At 33.0% G+C, this 12996-nt stretch carries 11 protein-coding genes and 1 pseudogene; all 12 read left to right on the forward strand.

The window, feature by feature from the left end:
* The first annotated feature begins 400 nt into the window (after window positions 1-400).
* The 12 genes and pseudogenes from LQ679_RS03695 to rbsD all read left to right on the forward strand — a co-directional run bounded on the left by LQ679_RS03695 (window position 401) and on the right by rbsD (window position 12988).
* Window positions 401-1936 (forward strand): annotated as a pseudogene (locus LQ679_RS03695) (AbgT family transporter).
* A 173-nt stretch (window positions 1937-2109) separates the two neighbouring features.
* Window positions 2110-3051, forward strand: a complete 942-nt coding sequence (manA, locus tag LQ679_RS03700; RefSeq protein WP_025906422.1) for a mannose-6-phosphate isomerase, class I — start codon at window positions 2110-2112, stop codon at window positions 3049-3051.
* Between the two features lie 15 nt (window positions 3052-3066).
* Window positions 3067-3297, forward strand: coding sequence for a hypothetical protein (locus LQ679_RS03705; RefSeq protein ID WP_159315429.1), 231 nt, complete (start codon window positions 3067-3069; stop codon window positions 3295-3297).
* Between the two features lie 554 nt (window positions 3298-3851).
* Window positions 3852-4868 (forward strand): LysM peptidoglycan-binding domain-containing protein, encoded by a 1017-nt coding sequence (locus tag LQ679_RS03710; RefSeq protein WP_126477241.1) that lies wholly within the window; start codon window positions 3852-3854, stop codon window positions 4866-4868.
* A gap of 214 nt (window positions 4869-5082) precedes the next feature.
* Window positions 5083-6453 (forward strand): EVE domain-containing protein, encoded by a 1371-nt coding sequence (locus LQ679_RS03715; protein WP_126477242.1) that lies wholly within the window; start codon window positions 5083-5085, stop codon window positions 6451-6453.
* 140 nt (window positions 6454-6593) lie between these two features.
* A complete protein-coding gene (locus tag LQ679_RS03720; RefSeq protein WP_239762099.1) occupies window positions 6594-7967 on the forward strand; it encodes an alanine/glycine:cation symporter family protein in 1374 nt (457 codons plus the stop codon).
* A 242-nt stretch (window positions 7968-8209) separates the two neighbouring features.
* On the forward strand, window positions 8210-8569 hold the full coding sequence (locus LQ679_RS03725; protein ID WP_037588985.1) for a transcriptional regulator, SarA/Rot family: 360 nt from the start codon (window positions 8210-8212) through the stop codon (window positions 8567-8569).
* Between the two features lie 127 nt (window positions 8570-8696).
* The gene (nhaC, locus tag LQ679_RS03730; RefSeq protein WP_126477244.1) at window positions 8697-10121 is read left to right on the forward strand and encodes a Na+/H+ antiporter NhaC; all 1425 of its coding nucleotides are present in this window, start codon (window positions 8697-8699) and stop codon (window positions 10119-10121) included.
* A gap of 162 nt (window positions 10122-10283) precedes the next feature.
* Window positions 10284-10691, forward strand: a complete 408-nt coding sequence (locus tag LQ679_RS03735; protein ID WP_239762100.1) for a thiol-disulfide oxidoreductase DCC family protein — start codon at window positions 10284-10286, stop codon at window positions 10689-10691.
* A 66-nt stretch (window positions 10692-10757) separates the two neighbouring features.
* Window positions 10758-11723, forward strand: a complete 966-nt coding sequence (locus tag LQ679_RS03740; RefSeq protein ID WP_025906408.1) for a LacI family DNA-binding transcriptional regulator — start codon at window positions 10758-10760, stop codon at window positions 11721-11723.
* Between the two features lies 1 nt (window position 11724).
* Window positions 11725-12606 (forward strand): ribokinase, encoded by an 882-nt coding sequence (gene rbsK, locus LQ679_RS03745; protein ID WP_239762101.1) that lies wholly within the window; start codon window positions 11725-11727, stop codon window positions 12604-12606.
* A complete protein-coding gene (gene rbsD / locus LQ679_RS03750; protein ID WP_204188446.1) occupies window positions 12599-12988 on the forward strand; it encodes a D-ribose pyranase in 390 nt (129 codons plus the stop codon). Before rbsK ends, rbsD begins: the two co-directional genes overlap by 8 nt.
* Window positions 12989-12996 lie beyond the last annotated feature (8 nt).

The raw sequence follows: 12996 nt of genomic DNA on the forward strand, positions 1-12996 counted from the left end.
TGCTATTAATCTCTAACAGAGACATGATAGCAGTTTTTTATTTTATGCAAAATTAAAAGCGATAAGCTTCAGGAGGCTTATCGCTTTAGGGTATGTAACCCCATCCGTTCCATTTCATAATCATATATAAAGACTTCTTACAGTTAATAATAAATTGCATGATGTCTATTCGAAAATGAAGTACATTTATTACAACTTATCATCTGTATACTTAGTATAAGGTCAACGGTGCACTTTATCAATGTTAATTCTTAAAAAAAGATGCCAAATTTACACTTAAATGCGATTTAAAATTTTAAATAAAGACTTGTTATCAAAACATTTGTAAAATTATCAGAACCTTCAAAAAATAAACACAGTTTGATATACTGTTTTTAATTTACTGATGGGAGGATAATATATGAATCAAACAAAAGAAAAAGTTTCAATCATTAATAGATTTCTTAATTTAATAGAAAGAGTAGGGAATAGACTACCCGATCCGAGTATACTATTTTTCTTCTTATGTGCAGCGTTAATATTTCTGTCTTGGTTTATTTCATTATTTCACATAAAAGTGGAAAGTCCTGCAACTGGGAAGACTGTAGAAGTTACAAATTTAATTTCTAGAGAAGGTTTTGGAAAGATTATTAGTGAATCTATCACGAATTTTTCAGAGTTTCCTGCGTTAGGCTTAGTACTTGCTGTTATGTTAGGGATAGGTGTTGCTGAGAAGACGGGTTATTTTGATAAGTTAATGATCCAAGTTGTTCAAAAAGCACCTAGAAAAATTATTGTTCCCATTATTATATTTGTAGGTATTATCGGTAATGCTGCAGGAGATGCAGCACCAGTTGTGTTACCGCCATTAACAGCGTTAGTATTTATAAAGTTAGGTTATCATCCGATTGCTGGACTTGCGATGGCTTATGCCTCAGCACTAGGTGCATTTGCTGCGAACGTTACGTTAGGTATGAGTGATGCGTTAGTATATGCGTTTACGAAACCAGCAGCTGAAATCATTGATAAAGACATCAGTTTAAATGTAGCAATGAACTGGTATTTTATTGCAGCATCAACAATCATCTTATTACCAGCAATTTATTATGTCAGTATGAAAGTCGTTATTCCACGTTTAGGTACATACAAACCTGATGAAGGTTCTGAGGATCAAAGAGATGATAATGAAATTAGTGCAAAAGAAAGTAAAGCATTGAAGTTTGCGAATATTAGTTTCTTTATTGTTGTAGCGTTATTACTTGCTTTAGCAATTCCTGAAAATGGATGGTTAAGAAATCCAAAGACAGGTAGTTTAATTGATAAAGCACCATTGATGGATGGTGTAGGTATCATTATATTAGTTATCTTTTTCGTGCCTGGTTTTGTATATGGTATTCTTTCAGGGAAAATCTCAAATACAAAAGATTTAGGAAAAATGTTATCAGATTCCATGTCCACAATGGGTAGCTTTATCGTTATTGTATTCTTTGCAGCTTAACTTTTAGCATATTTAGAATGGAGTAATCTAGGTATTGTCATTTCTGTAAAAGGTGCAGAATTATTACAAGGTCAAAATGGGGTCATCTTAATTATTGGATTTATCATTCTAAGTAGTTTGATCAATTTATTAATCGGAAGTGCTTCAGCTAAATGGGCAATATTAGCACCAATCTTTATACCAATGTTTATGTTATTAGGTTATCATCCAGCATTTACACAAATGGTTTATCGTATCGGAGACTCTATTACAAATCCGATTACACCAATGATGCCATACTTACCATTATTACTTTCATATGCTCAAAAGTATGATAAAAATATGAAACTAGGTACATTGATTTCAAGTTTAATGCCATATTCAATTGTGTTAGGAATCGTTTGGCCGTTATTCATGATTATTTGGTTCTTACTGGGCTTTCCATTAGGACCAGGTGGAGATATTCATTTGAATAAATAGTATTATACATTTTAATAATTATAAAATTATTAATAGTTATAAATTCAATCTATCTGTGTTATGAGTATTCCACAATATAGTGTCGTTATGGTACAATCACCATTGGTACATTAAAACGATTATAAAAATAAGTGGTATACAATATATAACAACAATTAGAAAAGGATGATTGAATGTCTCCATTAATTTTAAAGCCTGTATTCAAAGAACGTATATGGGGTGGTAGAAATTTAGAAAATATGGGATATAACCTGCCTGAAGGACGAATCGGTGAATGTTGGGGGATATCTGCACATGTAAATGGACCAAACGAAATCGCAAATGGTCCATATAAAGGACAAACTTTAGATGAAGTTTGGTTAAATCACCCAGAACTTTTCGGTAATCCTACAGAAGAAAAGTTCCCATTATTAACTAAGATTCTTGATGCAAATGATCAACTATCTGTACAAGTACATCCTGATGATACATATGCACATGAACATGAAAACGGTGAATTTGGTAAGACAGAATGTTGGTATATTATAGATGCTAAAGAAGATGCAGAAATTATATATGGTACATATGCAAATACAAAACAACAATTAGAAGAATTTATTCAGAACGAAGATTGGGATCATTTATTTAAACGCGTAAAAGTAGAAAAAGGCGACTTCTTCTATGTACCTAGTGGAACAGTTCACGCAATAGGTAGCGGTATTATGATTCTAGAAACACAACAAAATTCTGATACAACTTATAGAATTTATGATTATGACAGAATTGATAAAGACGGCAAGAAAAGAGAACTTCATTTAGATAAGAGTATCGACGTTATAACTGTTGGTGCACAAAGTCCAAATGTACCACCTAAAAAAATTGATGATGAAGACCAAAAAGGGACATTATTAATCGAAAGCGAATTCTTTACAGTTGCTAAGTGGGAAATTAGTGGGACATTTAATTTTAGAAAACCTAGAGATTATTGCTTAGTAAGTGTGATAGCTGGAAGCGGAGAAATCATTACAGATGGTAATGTATTTGAAGTAGAAAAAGGCGATCATTTAATCATGACAGCAGATGATTTAGATAATCACATAAATGGTGAATTAGAAGTCATCATTAGTTATGTGTAGATTGGGGTCTATCAAATGAAAAAATTTCTATATTTATCATTAGTATGTGCAGTTATTGCAGGATTAGGTTTGTTTTTCGGAATGCCTAAGTATCCAACGCCAGTCATTCCATTTATCATTGCGTTAATTGGTTTAGTACTTGCAATCTCTACATTAAAAGACAAAGAAATATCAGCAGGACTCAAAATAGGCGGCATATTAGTCAACTTTATGCCATGCTTAGCAGGGTTATCGTTGATCGTATAAAGCATAATAAATCAACAGTAGAAATTCTGTAAAAGAATTTCTACTGTTTTTATGTATGATAGGGTAATATCGCACGAAGACTCGGAGATATCGTGCGCTAGGGTACAAAATAAGGGTGTAACGCACGAAGACTCGGAGATATCGTGCGCTAGGGTACAAAATCAGGGTGTAACGCACGAAGACTCGGAGATATCGTGCGCTAAGGCACAAAATCAGGGTGCGTCGCACGAAGACTTGGAGATATCGTGCGCTAAGGCACAAAATCAGGGTGCGTCGCACGAAGACTCGGAGATATCGTGCTCTAAGGCAGAAAAACAGGGTGTCTCGCACGAACACTCACACATATTACCTTCCTACCCACGTCCAAATTATCTTGCGCTATTTATAATATGCGATTTATTATATTTGTTCATTTTCTAATTAATCTTTAAAAGTAATATACTATTATAGGATTAATGAAAATGAAATAAAACTGTAATATAAACGGTAAAGATTACGGTGTATAATTAATAAGAATTCATAAATAAACTGTAAGAAGATGGAGGTAAGTTATTTTGAAGAAAAAGACAATAGCGGCATTTGTTGGTGCTTCGGTTGCAGTTGCAGTATCTTCTCATCAAGCGGAAGCAGCAACTTATAAAGTTAAAAGTGGAGATTCTTTATGGCTGATTGCTGATAAGCATAATACGACGATTGCGAAAATTAAAAGCTTAAATAAATTAAGTTCAAATCTTATTTTCCCTAATCAAGTATTACAAGTTCCTGGTACTTCAAATTCATCAAGTACATCGAACACGAGCTCAAGAGCTACTTCAACTTCATCAACGACATATTACACAGTAAAATCGGGAGATACATTAGGGGTTATTGCTGGTAAATATGGTACGACGTATCAAAAAATTATGTCATTGAATGGGTTAAGTAACACGATTATTTATCCGGGACAAAAATTAAAAGTTAATGGAACAGCAAGTTCTAGTAGTAACACGGGTAGCTCTAGTAACAGTGGAGCGTCTAATGCTTCAGGTAGCACTTCTACTTATACAGTTAAGTCAGGAGATTCACTATCAGCGATTGCAGCTAGATATGGAACGACATACCAAAAAATTATGTCATTAAATGGTTTATCAAACTTTATCATTTATCCGGGACAAAAATTAAAAGTAAGTGGAACAGCATCAAGTTCAGGTTCTACTTCTAATTCAAATAACAACAGTGGTTACACATCACCGACATTCAATCATCAAAATTTATACGACTGGGGTCAATGTACATGGCATGTATTTAACCGTCGTAAAGCTATAGGTAAACCAATTAGTACTTATTGGTGGAATGCAAACAATTGGGCAAGTGCTGCTGCTAAAGATGGTTATGTTGTAAATCGTACACCTTCAGTAGGATCAATCCTTCAATCATCAGCTGGCTATTATGGTCATGTATCATTTGTTGAAAGAATTAATTCAAACGGAAGCCTTCAAGTATCAGAAATGAACTTTAGTTCATCACCAGGTGTACTAACATACAGAACGATACCAGCTTCTCAAGTTTCAAGTTATAATTATATACATTAATCATTGAAGAGTCTTGGACATTATGATGTGTCCTCGGCTCTTTTTTTATAATTGTAAACATAGACATGAGTGTGAATGTCTTATACAATGTTAATATTAATGTGTTGTTAAAAAAGTAAATTTTAAGCGTAATTTTTATATGAAAATAAAATTAAGATATCAAAGTAAACATCATTATGAAAATCGATCATTATAGATATTAAGGAGTATACATATGTCTGAAGAAAGAAACTACTTTTGGTTAAATTGTGGATATAATAGGTGGCGTCATACGGAACCATTAGAAGGCCAAACTGCAGTGTTTGAATCAGGTGCAAGCTTTAATCCAACGCAAGGTTATCATGCATTTAAGACAGCTAAACCAGGAGATAAAGTCATTTATTATCAAGTGCAAAATCAAGTCGGCTTACTTGGATTCGGTGAAATCTTACAAGTTCAAACGGGTGGCAATCAAAAAGTAAGTATCCAATTTAAGTTTGAGCAATCTTTAACAATGTTATCAATTGAATATTTAAAGAGAAGTGAACAATTAGAATCTAGAATTAAACAAATGACAGAACAATTGTTTAATCGCATTACGAAAGAAGAATTCGATTTAATTATAGGGTTAGGACAAGGCGCTATAAAAATTCCTAGGTATTTTTTACTTACAGAAGAAATTCAATTTGAACCAGATCAAACATATACAATATTTACACATACTGTAAATGGTATAAAGAGAAATGGTTATACGTACTATACTCAGTTAGAAATAGGAGACCAGATTATATTTTTAAGTAGAAATGCTAATCAGTCAATTATCGGAACTGGGGAAGTATCAGATAGTATACATAAGTTACCACCACAACCTGGTAGAACAGATTCTACATGTATTGAAGTTAAATATCATGAAGATATTAATCCTGTGAATATTGGCGAATTAAATAGACATCAAACGTTAAAGAAATTATATTTCTTACAAGATAGTTCGAAACAATCTATTGCTAATTTAACAAAAGCACAATATGATGCGATGTTAGATATGAGTAACGGGACGTACAAAGAAAGTTCTAGTAATCAATATGAGATGTCTGTTCAACGTGATCAGGAAAATGAACCTAAAAAAGATAAACCTATTATTTTAATGCTCTGTGACAATAAAGAAGACGGTTTGAAAAAAGCGAAACATTATGTTGAACGTGAACTTGCGAAAGGTATATATACAGTAGGTCATCCTGATTTCTCAGAAGAAATGTTATACGGTCGATATTTACCAAATGAAAGTGGCGCTTTATATTATAGAGAAGGTTTCATTACAGGACATATTACGAACTCAGAAAGAGAATGGCTTGTGATTGACCAGTTTGAAAGAATAGATCCAGAAATCTTTCAATTATTCTTAAATGTGCTTGATGGTCATGAAATGACATTACCAAGATATAATCATGAAGGTAAGATGGTGAAGTGGAGTTTAGAAAAAGACTCATTCTATCGTCATAATCCTAAATGGCGCATGATTGGTTTATGTTACGGCTCGATTGAAGACATAAAAGAACAATATTCACATCAATTCTTAAAACATTGTAGAGTATTACATGTAGGATAAAATAGACGGAATAAAATCTTAACACTTAAGATTTTATTCCGTTTTTATTTTTTTAAAGGTTTATAAATTGCTGAATATTCTGTAATATAGAATTATGCTTGGTTAATATTTCACAAATAAAATTGCAAAGGGGTCATTTTATGGAGAAAATCGTAGCATTCTCAGATTGGTTATGGGGGTATCCAATCGTCACACTTTTATTAGTATCAAGTTTATTTTTAACATTGTATTTAGGATTAATACAATTTAGACATTTTGGTTATATGATGAAACAAACTTTTGGAAGTATTAATAAAGAGCCTAAAGGTGATGGTACAATTACGCCGAGGCAAGCGTTAACGTCAGCTTTATCATCAACAGTAGGTGCGGCAAACATTGTCGGTGTACCTACAGCCATTATGATGGGTGGACCTGGTGCAGTATTTTGGATGTTAGTAATCGCATTTCTAGGAATGGCATTAAAATATTCCGAAAACGTACTAGGTATATATTATCGTGAGAAAAACGATAAAGGAGAATTTGTTGGTGGACCTACATATTATATGAAAAAAGGTTTCAAAAATAAAAAAGTCGGATTAGTATTTTCATTTGTATTTGCATTTGCTTTAATGCTTGAACTTATCCCAAGTATTATGGTACAAGGGAATTCAGCTGCAAGTACTGTTCAAGATACATTCGATATTCATATGGGTATAACAGGAATCGTGTTAGCTGTTATTGCTGCTTTAGTTGTATTTGGTGGTATTCAGCGTATTGCAACATTTACCGAAATGATCGTACCGGTTATGGTCGGTTTATATTGTATTATGGGATTCTTGATTATCATACTGAATATTCAACATGTGCCTAGTGTAATTGCGTTAGTTGTTGAGAAAGCATTTAATCCAGATGCAGCATTAGGTGGTAGTTTCGGTGCTGCTTTAGCCACAACAGTACGTTGGGGATTTGCACGTGGTATTTATTCAAACGAAGCGGGTCTTGGTACATCACCAATTGCGCATGCTGCTGCAAAGACAGACCATCCTGTAAGACAAGCATTCTGGAGTGTTAGTGAAATCGTTGTTGATACATTAATTATCTGTAGTACGACAGCATTTGTTGTTTTAGTATCTGATGTTTGGAAAGATAATGATGCTAAAGAACAATCCGCTGCACTTACAGCTCGTGCCTTTAATAATGCATTTGGAACATTTGGAAGTTGGATTGTTTCAATTTCTATGGTCTTCTTCGTATTCTCAACAATCATCGTTGTTATATACTATGGATCAAGAATGGCAGAATATTTATTTGGCTTAACAGCAGGCTTTATTATGAAGATTGTTTATGTACTCTCAATCGCGCTTGGTGCATTCGGTGCAGGTACACAACTTTGGAATTTATTAGATATCGCGCTTGCATGTATATTGATTCCGAATATTATCGCAGTCGTGATGTTAGCACCTAAAGTTAAAAGTTTAACAACAGAATTCTTTACAGGAAAAGAATTCTACTTAAAAGATAAAGCTAAAAAGTAAATATCTTCAATTAATTGAATACAAGAAAAAGATTATAACGATTACAGTTATAATCTTTTTTTATTTGTAAAATTATAGTACTTCTATATACTTTGTGAGTTAGTGATTTCGGTTTGATAATTAACCACGAGAAAAATACATAAATTGTCAAATATATATTTAAATTCCATATTGATGTTATTTAATTTTGTGTTAAAATTATTTTAAGAAAATCAAATTCACGGGAAACAGGAGGTAAAACTATGAAGACTCAATCTTATTCAGAAGCAATTTCAACATGTTCAGAATTTTTCGATCAGCAAAATAAAATTGATAATATCTTTTTAGTTATTGAACAAAAGTATGGTCTAAAGAAGCATGAATTTTTCTTTTTAATGAAATTAAACGAAGTGGAAGAAGTGCATCTTAAAGATGCTATTGAAAAAGGCTATATTAAACAAAATAAATCAGCGAGAGCGATTAAACGTTTATTTGAGAAAAGATACATATTAAAAAATCGCTTAAAATCAGACGAACGAGCAGTAATTTTACGTTTTAACAATGAGTTCAAAGAAGAATTCAATGAAATTATGCAAGAAGTCATATATATGTTAAATGAATAATTATATAAGTTATAAGTATGAGCCTGGTACAAAATAATTGTCCAGGCTTTGTCATTATGGGATTGTAATATGTTGCATAAACTATTAAAATTATAAATGTAAGCGCTTTATTATTAGGAGGTTATCTATGGAGAATAATAGTACATCTAAGAAAGAAATTAGTTTCTTTTGGGCCGTTGTGCCATTTTTATTTATGATTATCAGTATGTTATTTACGGTAGTCGTTTTAGAGCAAGCTCCGCACATACCGTTAATGATAGGAACAGCAATTGCTGCAATTGTAGCTTACTATCATGGGTATAGTTGGCAAGACATCGAAGAAATGATGTATAAAGGTATTAGACTAGCCTTACCAGCAATCGTCATTATCATTTTAGTTGGTTTAATCATTGGTGCTTGGATAGGTGGAGGCGTAGTAGCCACAATGATTTACTATGGATTAAAATTAATAACGCCGTCATTATTTTTAGTAACCATCGCAGTTATTTGTGCAATCGTAGCATTAGCTATTGGTAGTAGTTGGTCAACAATGGCAACAGTTGGTGTAGCTGGTATGGGAATTGGATTAAGTATGGATATACCAGCAGGCATGATAGCAGGTGCTATTATATCTGGATCATACTTTGGTGATAAGATGAGCCCATTATCAGATACGACAAACTTAGCAGCAGGTCTAACAGGTACAGATTTATTTGATCATATTAAACACATGTTCTATACGACAGTACCTGCCGTTATCATTTCATTAATTGTATTTTTTATTTTAGGACAACAATTTTCAGCTGGTAATATGGACCAAGCAAAAATTGATGCCATCAATAATGAAATGCTAGACAAATTTACAATTTCACCGTGGTTGTTGCTCGTACCTGTAATAGTTATTATATTAGTTGCATTTAAAGTACCTGCAATACCAGCATTAGTTGTCGGTATTGTTTTAGGATTTTTATCGCAAATATTTATTCAAGGTGGAAGTCTACATGACAGTGTGAAGACATTACAAACTGGATTTGTATTAGAATCTAAAAATGATTTAGTCAAAGAATTGTTCAATAGAGGTGGATTAGAATCCATGTTCTATACAATTTCAATGACTATCGTTGCGATGACATTTGGAGGCATTCTTGAATATTCAGGCATGCTAAAATCAATCATTACAAAAATCTTAAAAATCGCAAAAGGCACTGGTGGTTTAATAGCATCTGTTATTATTTCATGTATAGGTACTAACGCTTCATGTTCAGAACAATACATATCGATTGTAGTACCTTCAAGAATGTACATTAATACATTTTTAGAAAGAAGACTACATCCGAAAAACTTATCACGTGCACTTGAAGACGGTGGTACAGTAACATCCGTATTCTTCTTGTGGAATACATGTGGGGTATTTATTGCCCAAACATTGAATGTGAACGTATTAGATTATGGCATTTATGCAGTTTTCAACTATACGGTACCAATCATATCTGTCATCTTTGGATATGTAGGATTTAAAATTATCAAAATTAACGAAGAAGAATATAAAGCATTTAAAAAGCAAGCTGTTTAATAATAGAAATGATGAAGTGCTAGGACAGAAAAGTCCTAGCACTTTTTTGTTGTTAGGGACATTATTCAAAATTGTGTCCGTAAGAGCCACCGTTAGGGACATTATTCGAAATTGTGTCCATAAAACTTTTATTTATCATACTGTCGTGTTACGTTTAAGAAAATGATGATTGGAGTGATTGTTATCGCTATTGTTTATTATGATGGGGATTGTGGATACTGTAATCGTGCTGTGATGTGGTTAATTCATCATAAGATTTCACATCGTTTTCAATTTGCTCAACTGGAATCTTCATATGGTGATCATTTATTTGAAGCGCGACCTGATTTGCAAAATATAGATAGTATTATTGTTGTAGATGGCGACAAAGTATGGATTAAATCAAACGCGATTATTCATTTATTAGGCCAAATAAAAGGCTATCAATTTTTAGGATGGACTTTGAAATGGATACCGAAATTTGTACGAGATATTGGCTATGATGCATTTGCCAAAATCAGACATAAAGTGATTTTGAAAAATGCTTGTCGATTACCGACACCTGAAGAAAGAAAATATTTTTTAAATTAATATTGCATAAATAAAGATTGCGTGATATCCTTTTGTGTAAACGGTTACACAAAAGGAAGTTGAATTATGGCAACAATTAAACAAGTTGCGCAACATGCAGGAGTATCTGTTGCTACTGTATCTAGAGCGCTGAATAAAAGTGGTTATGTTAAGAAGGAAACACAAGATAAAATTGATAAAGCAATTCAAGAATTAAATTATCGACCTAATGAAACAGCAAGAACTTTATATAAACGACAATCTAGAATGATAGGACTATTGTTACCAGATATGAGTAACCCTTTTTTTACAGTAGTTGCTAGAGGTGTTGAAGATGAAGCGATGGCGATGGGCTATCATATCATTATTGGAAATGGTGATGGTAATGATGAGAAAGAGCTTGCTTATTTAAATACATTTAACGTACATAATTGTAGTGGTATTATTGCTTCACAATTATCGAGTAAGGAAACTTTTGATTCATTTAAATCTTATAATATGCCTTTTGTTCTATTAGACCGTGTGTACGAAGATCATGAATTTGTTGAAACAAATCATTACAAAGGTGGACAACTTCAAGCTCAGGCAGTGATTAACGGTAAAGCACAATCTGTTCTTATTTTAGAACAAGATTTAAATTACAAATCATTTAGAGAGCGATTCAATGGTGCGAAGTTAATGTTAGATGAAGCGGGTATCACGTATGTTTCAGCTAATGAATTATCTTTAACAGAAGATGATTTGCTTAACTTAATTAAAGAACACGACATTGATAGCATTATTTGTAGTAATGATGTTGGCGCATTTAACGTCATGAGTATTCTTTATAATCATCAATACAAAGTGCCCGATGATATACAAGTGGTTGGTTATGATGATATACCGTTATCACGTACATATTCACCAAGTTTAACAACGATTCATCAACCTGCTTATTTAATTGGTCAAAAAGCATGCCAACAATTAATTAAACAGTTGGAAGGTAAACAAAGAGAACATCATCAAATATTAGATGTTACTTTAGTGGAAAGACAATCAACAAGGAGAGATTAATATGAAGAAAATAACAGTTATCGGAAGTATGTCTATAGATTTAGTTGTATCAGCGTCTAAAAGACCAGGTAAAGGAGAAACAATTCTTGGGGACGATTTCTTTACAACACCTGGTGGGAAAGGTGCAAACCAAGCAGTCGCAGCTGCAAGATTAGGGGATAACGTACATATGATTGGTAGAGTTGGTGATGATGATTTTGGTAAAGAAATATACGAAAATCTTCAAAAAAATCACGTTATTGTGGATGGTGTGGAACCCGTTACACAAATGCCATCAGGAACAGCACATATAACATTATCTGAACAAGATAATAGTATTATTGTCGTACCTTCAGCTAACAATGAAGTGACACCAGACTATGTTAAAAAACATTTAGAAGCATTGTCAGAAGGCGATATCGTTTTATTACAACAAGAAATTCCAAGTGAAACAGTTGAATTTGCGGTTAAATATTGTTCAGAACATGGTTTGATTTCAATTCTGAATCCCGCACCATATAGAGAAGTAAGCAACACTGTTATCGAAAAAGTTGATTACTTAACACCGAACGAAACAGAAAGTGATGAGATGTTTAAAGGTAAATTAGATGAAGCGTTAGCAACTTATCCAATGAAATTGATTGTAACTTTAGGCGATAAAGGTGCAGCTTATCATAATGGTAAAGAAAAAGTTCAAGTACCAGGTTATAAACGTGAAGTGAAAGATACGACTGGTGCTGGCGATACATTTAATGGTGCATTTGCAGTAGCGCTTCAAAAAGAATACAGCTTAGATGAAGCATTAGCATTTGCTAATTTAGCAGCAAGTCACTCAGTAACTGGATTAGGTGCACAAGGCGGAATGCCAACATTACAAGATATTGAAGGAGAATGGCATGTATAAGACAGGGATATTAAACAGTGAAATTTCTAAAGTATTAAGCGATCTTGGTCATACTGATCGTATTGTGATAGCAGATTGTGGTTTACCAGTACCAAAAGGCGTGCGAAAAATTGATTTAGCACTGTCTTTTGGTGTACCAAGTTTTGAAAGCGTTTACGATATTTTGTTAGAACATATGTCTGTACAGAAAATGATTTTTGCAGAAGAAATGAAGTCGGATAATTCAGCACTTTATGAAAAGATTCAAGAAACAGATGTTGAAAGAGAATTTGTATCACACGAAGCATTTAAAAAATTAACACACGATACTGTCGCAATTATAAGAACAGGGGAAGCAACACCATATGCAAACGTCATATTAGAAAGTGATGTTTTATTTTAAGGAGGGAT

The sequence above is a fragment of the Mammaliicoccus sp. I-M35 genome (assembly GCF_022386455.1).
GTDB lineage: Bacteria > Bacillota > Bacilli > Staphylococcales > Staphylococcaceae > Mammaliicoccus > Mammaliicoccus sciuri_A.